The 13,901-nt window shown below is 61.8% G+C and carries 11 protein-coding genes; 9 read left to right on the top strand and 2 right to left on the bottom strand.

Annotation, left to right across the window (positions count from 1 at the left end):
- Nucleotides 1–254 precede the first annotated feature (254 nt).
- The 6 genes from ASC74_RS24495 (at nucleotide 255) to ASC74_RS24470 (ending at nucleotide 6,795) form a co-directional block, all read left to right on the top strand.
- Complete coding sequence (locus ASC74_RS24495; RefSeq protein ID WP_056744756.1) at nucleotides 255–770, top strand: flavin reductase family protein; 516 nt, start codon at nucleotides 255–257, stop codon at nucleotides 768–770.
- Between the two features lie 9 nt (nucleotides 771–779).
- Nucleotides 780–2,459, top strand: a complete 1,680-nt coding sequence (locus tag ASC74_RS24490; protein WP_056744754.1) for an FAD-binding protein — start codon at nucleotides 780–782, stop codon at nucleotides 2,457–2,459.
- Nucleotides 2,447–3,202 carry a glucose 1-dehydrogenase gene (locus ASC74_RS24485; RefSeq protein ID WP_046049827.1) on the top strand — a complete coding sequence of 252 codons (756 nt, stop codon included), beginning with the start codon at nucleotides 2,447–2,449 and terminating at the stop codon, nucleotides 3,200–3,202. The genes ASC74_RS24490 and ASC74_RS24485 overlap by 13 nt, the downstream gene beginning before the upstream one ends.
- Before the next feature lie 13 nt (nucleotides 3,203–3,215).
- Nucleotides 3,216–4,298, top strand: coding sequence for a ferredoxin--NADP reductase (locus ASC74_RS24480; protein WP_056744752.1), 1,083 nt, complete (start codon nucleotides 3,216–3,218; stop codon nucleotides 4,296–4,298).
- A 99-nt stretch (nucleotides 4,299–4,397) separates the two neighbouring features.
- Nucleotides 4,398–5,144 (top strand): SDR family NAD(P)-dependent oxidoreductase, encoded by a 747-nt coding sequence (locus ASC74_RS24475; protein WP_056744750.1) that lies wholly within the window; start codon nucleotides 4,398–4,400, stop codon nucleotides 5,142–5,144.
- A gap of 70 nt (nucleotides 5,145–5,214) precedes the next feature.
- Entirely contained in the window at nucleotides 5,215–6,795 is a 1,581-nt protein-coding gene (locus ASC74_RS24470; RefSeq protein WP_056744749.1) for a FadD3 family acyl-CoA ligase, read from the top strand.
- A gap of 168 nt (nucleotides 6,796–6,963) precedes the next feature.
- Here the strand turns inward: ASC74_RS24470 and ASC74_RS24465 are convergent, their stop codons facing one another.
- Nucleotides 6,964–7,842, bottom strand: coding sequence for an SDR family NAD(P)-dependent oxidoreductase (locus ASC74_RS24465; RefSeq protein ID WP_056744747.1), 879 nt, complete (start codon nucleotides 7,840–7,842; stop codon nucleotides 6,964–6,966).
- Nucleotides 7,839–9,581 (bottom strand): FAD-dependent oxidoreductase, encoded by a 1,743-nt coding sequence (locus tag ASC74_RS24460; RefSeq protein WP_056744745.1) that lies wholly within the window; start codon nucleotides 9,579–9,581, stop codon nucleotides 7,839–7,841. Before ASC74_RS24460 ends, ASC74_RS24465 begins: the two co-directional genes overlap by 4 nt.
- A gap of 265 nt (nucleotides 9,582–9,846) precedes the next feature.
- On the opposite strand from ASC74_RS24460, the gene ASC74_RS24455 reads away from it, so the two are divergent.
- The 3 genes from ASC74_RS24455 to ASC74_RS24445 all read left to right on the top strand — a co-directional run bounded on the left by ASC74_RS24455 (nucleotide 9,847) and on the right by ASC74_RS24445 (nucleotide 13,883).
- Nucleotides 9,847–11,424, top strand: a complete 1,578-nt coding sequence (locus ASC74_RS24455; protein ID WP_056744743.1) for a DUF1302 domain-containing protein — start codon at nucleotides 9,847–9,849, stop codon at nucleotides 11,422–11,424.
- A gap of 23 nt (nucleotides 11,425–11,447) precedes the next feature.
- Nucleotides 11,448–12,827: a DUF1329 domain-containing protein gene (locus tag ASC74_RS24450; RefSeq protein ID WP_056744741.1), complete on the top strand. Its 1,380-nt coding sequence runs from the start codon at nucleotides 11,448–11,450 to the stop codon at nucleotides 12,825–12,827.
- Nucleotides 12,828–12,905: 78 nt separating this feature from the next.
- Nucleotides 12,906–13,883 carry a 5'/3'-nucleotidase SurE gene (locus ASC74_RS24445; protein WP_056744739.1) on the top strand — a complete coding sequence of 326 codons (978 nt, stop codon included), beginning with the start codon at nucleotides 12,906–12,908 and terminating at the stop codon, nucleotides 13,881–13,883.
- Nucleotides 13,884–13,901 lie beyond the last annotated feature (18 nt).

The following is a 13,901-nucleotide window of genomic DNA, read 5'->3' as shown; positions in this document are numbered from 1 at the left end:
TTAGGGGCGCAACGGGCTAACAACTGTAGGAGCAAGGCGACAGGTACCTTGACACGTACCGGTTTGAAAAAAAAGTGAGTCGCCGTAAGGGCGAAACCGTCAGCCGCCATCACCGAAGAAATGGATATGTACACAACCAACAAGAGCCTGGTCGGCCCAGAGGCCGCCAAGGCCTAGTCCCCTCGGACGATGTTACAGAGGGGCGTCAGAGCAAGAATCCATCGCACTCCATGCACAACGAAAGGGCTAGTGCGATGAACGACATCAATTTGAAAGCCGACATGCTCCAGGCCATGCGCCGCCTGGCCAAGTCAGTCACCATAATCAGCACCAGTAACGGCTCCGAGCGCTTCGCCATGGCCGCCACGGCAGTCGACTCCCTCAGCACCGAACCCCCATCACTACTCATCTGCATCAACAAAACCGCCTCCCCCCATGCCGCACTGGCGACCGGCGCAGACTTCTGCGTCAACATCCTCGGCGTCGAACAACAAGACCTCGCCCACCTGTGCAGCGGCGCAATCAAAGGCGAAGCACGATTCGACCGAGGCAACTGGCTGACCAGTGCCGGCGGCATTCCCTACCTGGGAGACGCCCAATCGGCAATCCTCTGCCGGCAAGACGGCCACTTCAGCTACGGCACCCACACCGTCTTCATCGGGCGCATCCTGCAAATCCACACCAGCGAAGCGATCACCCCCCTGGTCTACCTCGACGGCACCTACACCACCACCGCAAAACCCTCAGCCGCCTTCGCTGTCGCGGGCTGAGGCGTGAATATGGACGGCATACAAGGGTTGACGGCATTGCGAGTGAGCAGCGCCGACCAGCTGCAATGGGATGATCGCTGCGACTTGCTGGTGGTCGGTTTCGGCGGCGCCGGCGCCTGTGCCGCCATCGAAGCGGCCAGTCGCGGATTGGCGGTGCTGGCACTGGACCGCTTTGAAGGTGGCGGCGCCACCGCGCTCAGTGGCGGAGTGGTGTATGCCGGTGGCGGCACGCCGTATCAGCGCCAGGCTGGCTATGAAGACAGCAGCGAAGCGATGTTCAACTACCTGCGCCGGGAAGTCGGCGAGGCTGTCAGCAGCCAGACGCTGCGTAGTTTCTGCGAAGGCAGTGCCGAGCAACTGGCGTGGCTTGAGCGTCAGGGTGTCGCGTTCGAATCCAGCGTACCTCCGCACAAAACCTCGTACCCAAGCGATCAGTACTACCTCTATTACTCCGGCAACGAAGCCGTACCGGCCTATGCCGCCATTGCCAAACCGGCACCTCGCGGTCACCGCACCAAAGGCCCCGGCATGTCCGGCGCCAGCCTGTTCGCCCCGCTCAAGGCCAGCGCCTTGCGTCACGGTGCGCGCCTGCGCAGCCAGTGCGAAGTGCGCCGGCTGGTGCTCGACACCAACGATCACGTGTTGGGGGTCGAAGCCTGGCACCTGCCGCCTGGTAGCCACGCAGCCCGTCAACATGCCCGGCTGTCACGTTGGGCCAGCGCCATCCACATGTACGCCCCGGCATTGGCCGACCGTTTGCGCGCTCGCTTGCGACGCATCGAACAAACCAGTGCCGAACGCCAGCTGATTCGCGCCGAACAGGGTGTGTTGCTGAGCAGCGGCGGTTTTATCTTCAATCGCGGCTGGGTCCGCCAGCATGCGCCGCAGTATCTGGCCGGTTTGCCGCTGGGGACCACTGGCTGTAACGGCAGCGGAATCGCCCTGGGCCAGAGTGCCGGTGGCAGCGTGGCGCGGATGGACAAGGTCAGCGCCTGGCGCTTTATCAATCCACCGCTGGCCTGGGCCCGAGGGCTGATCGTCAACGCTCGGGGTCAGCGTTACGCCAACGAAGAAATCTACGGTGCGACCCTCGGCCACGCGATGGTCGAAGAGCAGGACGGCCGCGCGATTCTGATTCTCAACCGGGCGCTGGTGCGCGAGGCATTGCGTCAGGTCGGGCCGGGCAAGGTCTGGCAATTCCAACGCCTGCCGGTGCTGCTCAATTTGCTGTTCAACGCCCGGCGCAGCAACAGCTTGACGAAGCTGGCCGAGCGTTGCGGATTGCCCGTCGAGGCCCTGCGACAGAGCGTGGAAACCTATAGCCGCGCCGCGCGGGGCGAAGTCGTTGATACGTTCGGCAAGTCCCAAGCGATGCTCGCCGACATGGACCAGGGGCCGTGGTACGCCCTCGATCTGTCCTTCGCCAGCCGCCTGTTTCCCTGCCCGGTCATCACCCTTGGCGGGCTGAAAGTCTGCGAGCACAGCGGCCAGGTGCTGGACCACGCCGGTCAGCCGATACGTGGTCTGTACAGCGCCGGCCGCAATGCAGTCGGGGTCGCTTCCAACCTTTATGTCTCCGGCCTGTCGCTGGCCGATTGCATCTATTCCGGTCGCCGGGCCGCTGCCCATCTGGCCGATCAAGTCGCACTTCAAACCACACGCTCAGGAGAACAACAATGCAACGTGTAGAAGGCAAAGTCTGCATCATCACCGGCGCCGCCAGCGGCATCGGTCGCGAAGACGCCCTGCTGCTGGCCCGTGAAGGTGCCAAAGTGGTGCTGACCGATCTCAACGAAGAAGCCGGTCGCCAGGTCGCCGCAGAAATCGGCAGCAATGCGCTGTTCATTCGCCATGACATCGCCAGCGAAAGCGACTGGCAACAAGTGATCAAAACCACCCTGGAACACTTCGGGCGCCTCGACGTGCTGGTGAACAACGCTGCGATTCTGGCCTTGGGCAGCATCGAAGACACCACACTGGAACTGTGGCAGAAGGTGCAGAAAATCAATGGAGACGGTTACTTTCTCGGCTGCAAATACGCGATCCAGGCCATGAAGGAAACCGGCGGCGGCTCGATCATCAATATGTCGTCGGTGGCGGCGCTGGGCGCGATGCCGATGTTCTGTGCCTACTCGGCGTCCAAAGGCGCGGTGGCGGCAATGACTCGCTCGATTGCCTTGCACTGCAAGCAACAGGGCTACCGCATTCGCTGCAACAGTGTGCACCCGGATGGCGTCAACACGCCGATGACCCAGGCCTTGACCGGCGGCCAGCCGATCCCTCAGGAAGCCCTCGACCAAGACCCGATGAACCGCATGTGCGCGCCCCGGGACATTGCCAATGTGGTGCTGTTCCTCGCCACTGACGAGTCACGTTTCGTCAACGGTGCCGAGATCCGCGTCGACAACGCCCAATTGATCAGCGGGCTCTGAGGCCGAGGTGAACATGGGCACGCAACAGCAGAACCTGACACCGGCCGAATCAGCGACGGGAAGCTACTCATTGCAAGTGTGCGCGGTGATCGACGAGACCTTTGATGCGCGCTCGCTGGTGCTGGATATACCGCCAACCTTGCGTGAGCGCTTTCGTTACAAACCGGGCCAGTTCCTGAGTTTTCGCGTGCCTTGCGCCGGCAAGCTGTTGACCCGCTGTTACTCCATGGCCAGCTCGCCGCTGTCGGATGCGCTGCCCAAGGTCACGGTCAAACGGGTCGAGGGCGGCCGGGTGTCGAACTGGATGAACGAGGTACAGGTCGGTGACTGGCTGGAGGTGTTGCCGCCAGCCGGGCATTTCTGTCTGAACGAGGAGCAATCGGTTGACAGACCGCTGGTGCTGTTCGGCGGAGGATCGGGCATCACCCCGGTGTTTTCGATCCTGAAATCAGTGCTGCACAGCAGCCGGCGGCCGATCAAGTTGGTCTACGCCAACCGCGATGAAGCCTCGGTGATTTTCAAGGATGAGCTGCGTCAGTTGATCAAGGCGCATCCTGATCAACTGCACGTGGTGCACGTTCTCGACTCGGTTCAGGGTTTCCTGACCGACGCCCAGGTGCGTCATCTGCTGCGCGGTTCGGCTGGCGGTGACTACTTCATCTGCGGACCGGGGCCGTTCATGGACACCGTGGAGCGCACGCTGCTGGGACTGGGCGAAGCCGCCGAACGCATCCATGTCGAGCGCTTTGTCTCGCCTCCGGATCCCGACGAACTACTTGCTGAAGCAACCCTGGCTCGGGCCGCGGCCCTCGGATCACTGTGCGAGGCGTTGATTGTCGAGCTCGATGGTCAGCAACACGAAATTACCTGCCGCCCCGGCGACACCCTGCTGCAGAGTTGCAAAGCGGCAGGCCTGGACGTGCCCTCTTCTTGCGAAGAAGGTTTTTGCGGGGCCTGCATGTGCGTCGTCCAGGAAGGTGAGATCCAGCTGGCACGCAACGATGTGCTCAGTCCCAAAGAGTTGGCCGAAGGCTGGACGCTGGCCTGCCAGAGCCGTCCAACCGGTGCCCGGGTACGGTTGAAATTCCCGGACTGAACGTCCGTCAGCCATAGTCTCAACGGACGATCACCTTGGCCGGGTCTGCGGTTAGACTCGGCCACAGCATTAGCCCACAACAATAAAAGAGGTGCAGTTATGGCTCGTTTGCAGAACAAGGTCGCGGTGGTTACCGGCGGCGCTTCAGGGATCGGTCTGGCCTGTGTGCGCCGCTTCGCCGCTGAAGGCGCGCAAGTGGTCGGGCTGGACATCGGCACCGCACCGGCGGATTTCCCTGGCCTGTTCATGACCCTCGATGTGCGCGATGAAGCGCAGGTCCAGCAGGTCATGCAAGAAGTCATCGGCCACTTCGGGCGCATCGACGTGCTGGTCAACGCGGCCGGCGTTGCCGATCAGGGCAGCGTGACCCAGACCACCACCGCCAACTGGCAACGGGTGATGGACATCAACCTGACGGGCAGCATGCTCACCAGCAAATACACGCTGGAATCGATGGTGTCGCAACGCAGCGGTTCGATCATCAATGTCGGCTCGATCTTCGGCCTGCAAGGCTGCGACGGCAACGTTGCTTACAACGTCTCCAAGGGCGGCATCAACCAGCTGACCCGCTCGATGGCCATTGATTACGGCTACGCCAATATCCGCGTCAACGGCTTGTGTCCCGGCCTGATCGAAACGCCGATGACCAGCATGGTCCGCGAGCAGGAAGCCTTCCACGCCTTCTTCGCCTCGCAGCACATGCTCAATCGCTCCGGGCAACCGGAAGAAGTGGCCAGCGTCGCGTTGTTCCTGGCCTCGGACGAGGCGTCCTTTGTCAGCGGCCAGATGATCGCCGTGGACGGTGGTTTCTCCGCCGGTCGCCGCTTCGCCCCGCCCGCCGCGTAACGTCTATCCGGCCGGGCACCCTGCCCGGCCTCTCCCCTTTTCGCACTTGTCCTCTAGCCGAGGAGGCCCCATGCCGCCTGTCGCAAACGCACTGACCATCGCCCAACTGTTCGCCAACGCTGCCCAGGCCTACGGCGACCGCCCGGCCATCGAGGATGACGGGCGCTCGATCAGCTACCGAGAACTCGACCAACTGCGCCGCCAAGCCGCCCGCGCGCTGCTGGCAATGGACGTTCAAGCCGGGGATCGGGTGGCGATCTGGGCGCCTAATATGTGGGAATGGATCGTGGCCGCCGGTGCGCTACAAAGTGTCGGCGCAGCACTGGTGCCACTCAACACCCGCATGAAGGGCAGCGAGGCGGGTTACATCCTTCGCGAAAGCGGTGCCTGCATGCTGTTTGCCATCGGTGAATTTCTGGGTGCCGATTACCCGCGCATGCTGGCGTCTGAAGATCTGCCGGCGCTGCGCCAGATCGTCACCTTGCGTAGCGGTGGGTCGGGCACCCTGAGCTGGGATGACTTCCTCGACCTGGGCGCAGACGTTTCGCAATTGTCCCTGCGAACCCGCGAACAAAGCTTTGGCCCGCAAGCGCTGTCCGACCTGCTGTTCACCTCGGGTACCACCGGCAAGCCCAAAGGCGTGATGACCAACCACAGACAAAACCTGCGGGTGATACGCGACTGGAGCGAGGTGGTGGGTTTGCGTGAGGGCGATCGCTACCTGATCGTCAATCCGTTCTTCCATTCCTTCGGTTACAAGGCCGGTTGGCTGGCGGCGCTGATGCGCGGCTGCACCATCGTGCCGCAACAGGTGTTCGATGTGCAGGCGGTGCTTGAATGCGTCGAGCGCGAACGGATCACCGTGCTGCCCGGCCCGCCGACCCTCTATCAGTCATTGCTCGCACATCCGCAACGCAGCGAATTTGACCTGACGTCATTGCGGGTAGCGGTGACGGGGGCCGCGGCGATTCCGGTGGAGATGATACGGCGCATGCGCGACGAACTGGGGTTTGCCACCATCGTCACCGCTTATGGTCTTACTGAAGTCTGCGGTTTTGCGACGATCTGCCGTCCTGGTGATTCGCCGGAATTGGTCGCCAACACCAGCGGCCGGGCCATGCCTGGCGTGGAAATCCGCTGCGTTGGCAGCACCGGTCGCAGCCAGCCGGCCAACGTTCCCGGCGAGGTTCAGGTGCGCGGCTACAACCTGATGCAGGGTTATTTCAATGATCTGCAGGCCAGCCGGGAAGTCCTCGATGCCGACGGCTGGCTGCACACCGGGGACATCGGCGTGCTCGACGAACAGGGTTACCTGCGCATCACCGACCGCCTCAAGGACATGTTCATCACTGGAGGTTTCAACGTGTACCCGGCGGAAATCGAACACTGTTTATTGACCTACCCTGGCGTGGCCCAGGTCGCGGTGATCGGCATCCCCGATGAACGTCTTGGTGAAGTGGCAATGGCCTTCTTGCTGCCGGCTCCGGGCATAGAAATCGAGCAGGCCCGATTCCTCGCCTGGTGCCGCGAGCAGATGGCCAACTACAAAGTGCCGCGCCGGGTGCGGGTGCTTGAGAGCATGCCGCTCAACGCAGCGGGCAAAGTGACCAAGAATGTGTTGCGTGAGTGGGCTGAGATGGATACTGAATAAATCCCCAAACCTGTAGCAGCTGGCGCAGCCTGCGTTCGGCTGCGCAGCAGTCGTAAAATCAGCCACCACGGTTGGACAGGTTAACCGCATGAGCTGGATTGACGACTGCTGCGCAGCCGAACGCAGGCTGCGCCAGCTGCTACAGGGATAAAGCAGTATTTGAGATCGTCAGACCACCCGTGCCGGATGCTGCTGGCGCGGGTCGCCGAGCATGGCGCGGTGGGAAGGTGGCTGACGGCCGCCAGCTTCGCTGATGCCGTAACCGGCGGCGATTTCGGCGGTGATTAATGTCTGCCCGGAGAACGTCATCAACTGCGGGTCATTGAGCAGAGCGTGAATCACCCGGCCATTGAATTGCGGGGTTTCGGCATCCGCCAGAAAGGCCTTGTATTGCTCGCCATGTTGCTCGCCGGCTATCCGGGTGCGTTCGGTCAGTTGCGGGCCGAGCCATAGCGATAACGCCGCCACGCCCCGCCCCTCGAAGTCGATGGCCATGTCAGCCGCCAGTTTGTCGCAACCCGCCTTTTGCGCACCGTACGCGGGGCCATGCATGTAACACCCGGCACCGAATGACGAGGTGAAACAGATCAGCCCTCGACCGCTGCGCAGCAACAACGGCGCGGCGTGATAACTGGCGATATAAGCCGAACGCAGACCGACGTCGAGGATCCGCACCAGGTCCAGCGGTTTCTCCCAGAAAGGTCCCGGCTCGATCAACTGGTCATGAATGAACGCAGCATTGTTCACCAGCAAATCCAGTTGCCCGCATTCCTTTTCAACCCGAGCGAACAGTGCCTGGACTTGCGCATCATCGGCATGATCGCAGACCACCGCGATCCCCCGCCCACCCGCCGCAGTAATCGCGGCAGCCGTGTCCTCCAGCGAGCCGCGCAACGCATGACCGTATAAGTTCGATCCTCCCGTTTCTGGAGATCGTCCGGTGACAAACACCGTCATGCCCGCTGCGCCAAGGGCCAGGGCGATGCCCTGACCGACCCCGCGACTGGCGCCGGTCACCACCGCGACTTGTTTAAGTGGCTGATTCATTCGACGCTCCTGAACAGGCTTTTGGCCGAGCTGGTCTCGCTCTGACACTTGATGTGATTGGCCGCCACGTAACCGAAGGTCATTGCCGGGCCGATGGTCGAACCGGCGCCCGGGTACGTGCGCCCCATCATCGAAGCGGCGCTGTTGCCGATGGCATACAAACCGTTGATGGGTTGCCCGTCCTCATGCAATACGCGGGCGTGAACATCGGTCAGCAAACCACCCTTGGTTCCGATATCCCCGGCATCAATGCGCACGGCGTAGAACGGACCTTTGAGCAACGGCGCCAGGCAAGGATTGGGCTGCACATTCGGGTCACCGTAGTAGCGATCGAACAGCGATTGACCTTTATGGAAATCTGCGTCGACACCCTGCACGGCCATGCGGTTGAAACGTTGCACCGTGCGGACCAGACCGGCACCGTCGACGCCGATTTTGTCTGCCAGCGCCTGCAAACTCGCAGCCTTGTAAAAGTACTCGCGCAGATGCTCGGGTAGCTGCCAATCGGGCTGCGCGTAGCCTGGCAGTAACGCGCCGCAGGGGTACTTGCGGCGGAATTCGGCGTCGAACACCATCCAGCACGGCACACTCACCGCGCCTTCGCGATTGTTGGCGTACATCGCGTAAACGATATCGGTATAGGGCGCGGCTTCGTTGACGAAGCGCTCGCCGGCAGAGTTGACCAGCACGCAGCCCGGCAAGGTCCGCTCGACGAACAGTGCACGCTGTTTTTCTTCGCCCTGGACATGGGTGGTCGGCGCCCACCAACTGTGGTCCATCAGCGCGGTGCGAGCACCGATTGCCTGACCGGCACGAATGCCGTCACCGGTATTGTGCGGCGGTGTGGCACTCCAGTTGGCCTGGGTCGGCTGTGGCAGATACTGCGTACGCATCGCCTGATTACGCTCGAAACCACCGGCCGCGATGATCACGCCGTAGCGTGCCTTGACGTTGAGTAACTGCCCGTCGCGACAGACGCGAGCGCCGCCAACCCGATCACCCACGAGCAGCAGTTCTTCCAGTGCACAGTTCAGCCAAAGTGACTTGCCGCGGTCCTGCAACGAACAGCGCAAGGCGCCGATCAAGGCATTGCCAAGGGTCAGGAAGCGGTCGCGGCGTGACAACCGCCGCCCCTCGCGGTCACGCCAGTAACGCCACATCACCCGCAGCGTCAATCGCAACCAGCCAGGGCGACGGCACAACAGCACCTGCGCCTCTTTCATGGTCATTGCCATGCGTCCCATCATCAGTGTTCCGGGGGATGGCGCACGCATGCGCAGAAACTCTTCACCCAATTCGGCAGCGTCAAACGGTTGCGGATCCATGGAGCGGTAGCCCGGCTTTCCGCCTTCGACTTCCGGGTAGTAATCGGCATAAGCGGGTTGCGCCTCGAAGCGCACGCGGGTCTGTTGTTCAAGGTATTCGACCATCTCGCGGCCGTGTTCGACATAGGCTTCGATGCGCCCGTCATCGATCTCGCCATGGGTCACCGCACGGATATAGGCGATCGCTTCTTCCGCCGAATCACTGCCACCCAGGGCTTTGATCCGGTGGTTGTCAGGTATCCAGATGCCGCCGCCAGACACCGCCGAGGTGCCGCCGTATTCGGCGCTCTTCTCGATCAATAGCGCATTGAGGCCCAGATCGTGGGCACGCAGCGCCGCAGTCATTCCCCCCGCTCCGGAGCCAATCACCAGCACATCGCAGCACTCATCCCATTTGATCCCGGCAGCTTTCATGCGATCACCCTTGCTCAGCGCCCATCAGGCAAAAACCGCCGCCGCCAGATCTTCGCCCGGTGCAGTCGGTCTCGGGATTGTTCGCCGCGTGCCCTGAACGGTCATCGTCCGATGGGACTAAGGCGATGGGCGCCCCAGCCCCGTGCAAATCGCTTAGTCCGCTTGGACGATGTTGCGCCCCAAAGCTGACTCCATAGTCGCCCACAGCACCAATCACCCCCCTGAAATGCAGGTCGGGCAGGTCTGACCTGGGCATGAGGACGACATGATAAAAACAATAATCGCCCCACAATCGCTGCACCCTCGCGTACAGCTGGCCATGCTCTTGCTGGCCAGTGGACTGGGCAGTCAAGCCAGCGCCATGAGTTTCCAGCCGAACGAGGATTTGAGCGTCGACTGGGATACCACACTGACGTACAGCCTGGCCTGGCGGACCGAGTCTCGCGATCACAAGCTGACGGCCAATGCCAACGGCAACGATGGCGACAACGCGTTCGACAAAGGCAGCCTGATCAACAACCGCAGCGGTTTTCTCACCGAGGCCAACATCAAATGGCGTGAGGACTACGGCGTGTTCCTACGGGGGACGGGGTTCTACGACAACGTTTACGATCAGGGCAACGACAACGACACAGGCACCTCGAACTGCTTCGCCGGCGGTCATTGCAACCGTCCCGACCGGTTTTCCCAGGACACCATCGACCAGCATCGCAATGAATTGCGCATGCTCGATTACTACGCGTACGGCACCTGGGACATCGGTGGCCACAACTTCAACGCACGTCTGGGTAATCAGGTGGTGAGCTGGGGTGAAAGCCTGTTCTACCCCGGCATTTCCGCCGCGCAGAGCCCGGTGGATGCGACCAAGGCGACCACGCCGGGCGTCGAGGTCAAGGAGATCCTGTTGCCGGTCGGCCAACTGTTCACCCAGTTCAGCCTGACCGACAGCCTCGATATCCAGGCCTACTACCAATACAAATGGGAGAAGACCGAGCTGTTCGGCGTCGGTAGCTACTTCTCCACCACCGACTTCATCGACGAGGGTGGCTTCAACGACGCCAGCGGTTTCCTGACACGCCTGGGTGACGACAAGCCGAGCGACAGCGGCCAGTACGGTGTCGCGTTTACCTACGCCGCCGCGTCGCTGAACAACACCGAGTTCGGTATCTACTACTCGCGGTATCACGACAAGACCCCGTCGCTGGATTTCCAGACCGACCTGGGGCACTACCGGGTGCGCTATTTCGACAACATCGACCTGTTCGGCGCGAGTTTCGCCACCGTACTGGGCAGCGTGAGTTGGGCCGGTGAAGTCAGCTATCGCGACGGTTCGCCGGTGATGGTCGACAACGGTTTCTCCAGCCCCGTGCGCGGCAAAACCCTGCAGGCGCAGACGTCGATGATTTACGTGGTCGGCCCGACTTCATTTGCCGATAACACCACCCTGACGGGTGAGCTGGTCTACAACACCGTGCTCAGTAACGACAAGTCCGCCTCGGTAAACCTGGCCCCCGGCTTCTCGCTGCCGGGCACTGACAGCCTGGTCTACGACCGCGATGCCTGGGGTTATACGGTGCAAGCGAACTTTGACTACAACGACGTGTTCAGCGGTTGGGACATGTCGGTGCCAGTCACCTTCAGCGCCGCCGCACACGGTGACAGCTCGTTGGTGGGTTCCATCAACTCTGGCCAAAACGACAACCGCGCCAGTATCGGCAGTTCGTGGCGTTACCTCGGCAACTTCACCGTCGAAGCCCGTTACAACGCCTACCTCGGCAACGCCAACAACAGCCCGTTGGCCGACCGCGACAACGTCGCGCTCAACTTCAAGTACCGGTTCTGATTCCCCTGATGGAGGAGCACAGCATGTCTAGATTCACCCACACATTGTTGGGCACGGCGTTGGCCGTCAGCCTGCTCGGCAGTGGCCTGGTTCAGGCCAAAATCAGCAATGAAGAAGCCGCACGTCTGGGTCAGGACCTGACCCCGATGGGGGCCGAGAAAGCCGGCAACGCCGACGGCAGCATCCCGGCCTGGACCGGTAAATGGCGCGGCCTGCCACCGCAGCTCAAATACGCCGGCCCCGGTTCGCCGTACCCGGACCCGTACGCGGCCGAAAAGCCGTTGTTCGTGATCGATGCCAAAAACATGGACAAGTACGCCGACAACCTCACCGATGGCCAGAAAGCGTTGCTTAAACGCTACCCCGCGACCTTCAACATTCCGGTGTACCCGAGCCATCGGGACTTCCGTTTCGATCAGCGCCTGGAAGAGGCCGTGAAAAAAAACGCGGTCACCGCCGAACTGTCCAACGACAATAACGACACGCAAAACGCCTGGGCCGCTTCACCGTTTCCGATTCCGAAAAACGGCAGTGAGCTGATGTTCAACCACACCCTCGCCGGGCGCGCCAATACCGAAGAGGCCAACTACCAACAAGCGGTGGTCTATTCCAACAAGGAACGGGTACTGGAAGAGGTCAATTACAAGATCTACTCGATCTGGTCCAGCCCGGACAAAACCCTGGACAGCGCCAACGGGATTCTTACCAACTTCCTGATCACCACGCTGGAACCGGTGCGCAAGAAAGGCGAGATCGTCGTCGGTCACGAGTTCATCAACCCCACCGCGTCGCCGCGTCAGGCCTGGCAGTACAGCCCGGGACAACGTCGGGTCCGTCGTGCGCCGACAGTAGGTTATGACTCGCCGACCGGGGCCGGTGGCTTCCGGGTCTACGACGAGGACCGCTTGTTCAACGGTGCGCCGGATCGCTACAACTGGACCATCGTCGGCAAGAAAGAAATCTACATCCCGTACCACAACTACAAGATCGACGACCCGAGCGTGACCTCGGACCAGATTCTGGCCACCACCGGCCACGTTGATCCGCAGTACATGCGCTATGAGAAGCACCGCGTCTGGGTACTGCAAGCCACCCTCAAGGAAGGCGCGCGCCACGTGTACGCCAAGCGCGTGATGTACCTGGACGAGGACACCTGGGCCGCCACCCTCGCCGACAACTACGACAGCCGTGGGCAACTGTGGCGCACCAACATGCAGACCTCGATCTACGCCTATGAGATGCAGCGCTACCACGCTCGCCTCGGGATCTACCACGACCTGATCGCCGGTTCGTATCTGGTGGACCGCATGCTGGTCGATCAAAAACCCGCGAAGCTGAATGCCACTGCTTTTACTGACGACGAATTCACCCCCGGCAACCTGCGCAAACTCGGCACCCGCTAACCCCTCCGCGCCCCGACCGATTTATTCGGTCGGGGCGTTGTGCTTTTTCAAAACCATCCTTTCACGGAAGACTCTCCCATGAACAAACTGCTTGTTGGCGCTCTCGCCCTGGCCAGCGTCGGTCTGTCGATGCAGGCCAACGCCTTGAACATTCTGCTGACCAACGACGATGGCTGCCGTGCCCCCGGGATCGATGCGATGTACCGCGCCCTCACCGCCGCCGGGCACAAGGTCACGCTGGTTGGCCCGTTGAACGACAGCAGTGGCATCAGCGCGGCAAGCGTGGTCGTGCCCGGGCAGGCGTTGGCAGTGACCGAGTTGGTGCCAGGAAAATTTTGCGTCGGCCCACCCGAGGGCTACACCCCGCCCCCGGGCAAGACTTCCGCCATCGGCACCCCGGTGGATGCGGTCAATGTTGGCCTGGACGTGCTGCTCAACGGCAATCCACCAGACCTGGTGGTGTCGGGCAGTAATTTTGGCGAAAACGTCGGCCCGCTGACGCAAATGTCCGGCACCTTGAACGCAGCGGTCCGCGCGATGTTCAAAGGTATTCCGGCGGTGGCGGTGTCGACGGCCATCGACATGGACCTGATCATCCGCGACCAACAGGCCGGCTATCGCAAAACCCTCGGAGCCATGGGCGACACCGCCCGGTTTGCGGTGAAGGTCATCGAGCAGGCAAGCCTGGTGGGAGCTCAAGCCAAACAGGCTTGCGGAAAAAACAACCTCGACTGCGAATTGAATGTGCTCGGTTTGCCGGGTGTCAGCGGGTTGAATATCAATTACCCGGCGCTGGCGGCCAGTGAGGTCAAAGGCGTGAGTTTTGTCCCGATCGGCAATTGGGATCGAGTGAACTTCACCTCCCAGCGCGGCGCCGACGGCGTGGTGCACGTCAACCTCGTCGCCCCACCGACACCGACGGCCGCCCAGCAACAGGCCGATGCGTATCAGTTGTGGCAGGGGCATGCGGTGATTACCGTGATCGACGGCAACATGAGTGCACCCGGTGCGGTGCAGGATCAGGCGAAGGAAATGTTGCGAGACGTTAAACCTTGAGACAGCGCAAAACCTGTG

Source organism: Pseudomonas sp. Root329, assembly GCF_001424925.1.
Lineage (GTDB): Bacteria > Pseudomonadota > Gammaproteobacteria > Pseudomonadales > Pseudomonadaceae > Aquipseudomonas > Aquipseudomonas arabinosi.
Note: the sequence above shows the minus strand (reverse complement) of the source record. Positions and strands in the feature narration are given on the sequence as shown.

What these genes read in the sequence shown, in the direction of transcription:
- ASC74_RS24445 (WP_056744739.1), top strand. Translation starts at nt 12,906, where the DNA reads ATGAACAAACTGCTTGTTGGCGCTCTCGCCCTGGCCAGCGTCGGTCTG.
- ASC74_RS24480 (WP_056744752.1), top strand. Translation starts at nt 3,216, where the DNA reads ATGGGCACGCAACAGCAGAACCTGACACCGGCCGAATCAGCGACGGGA.
- ASC74_RS24485 (WP_046049827.1), top strand. Translation starts at nt 2,447, where the DNA reads ATGCAACGTGTAGAAGGCAAAGTCTGCATCATCACCGGCGCCGCCAGC.
- ASC74_RS24475 (WP_056744750.1), top strand. Translation starts at nt 4,398, where the DNA reads ATGGCTCGTTTGCAGAACAAGGTCGCGGTGGTTACCGGCGGCGCTTCA.
- ASC74_RS24495 (WP_056744756.1), top strand. Translation starts at nt 255, where the DNA reads ATGAACGACATCAATTTGAAAGCCGACATGCTCCAGGCCATGCGCCGC.
- ASC74_RS24490 (WP_056744754.1), top strand. Translation starts at nt 780, where the DNA reads ATGGACGGCATACAAGGGTTGACGGCATTGCGAGTGAGCAGCGCCGAC.
- ASC74_RS24455 (WP_056744743.1), top strand. Translation starts at nt 9,847, where the DNA reads ATGATAAAAACAATAATCGCCCCACAATCGCTGCACCCTCGCGTACAG.
- ASC74_RS24465 (WP_056744747.1), bottom strand. Translation starts at nt 7,842, where the DNA reads ATGAATCAGCCACTTAAACAAGTCGCGGTGGTGACCGGCGCCAGTCGC.
- ASC74_RS24450 (WP_056744741.1), top strand. Translation starts at nt 11,448, where the DNA reads ATGTCTAGATTCACCCACACATTGTTGGGCACGGCGTTGGCCGTCAGC.
- ASC74_RS24470 (WP_056744749.1), top strand. Translation starts at nt 5,215, where the DNA reads ATGCCGCCTGTCGCAAACGCACTGACCATCGCCCAACTGTTCGCCAAC.
- ASC74_RS24460 (WP_056744745.1), bottom strand. Translation starts at nt 9,581, where the DNA reads ATGAAAGCTGCCGGGATCAAATGGGATGAGTGCTGCGATGTGCTGGTG.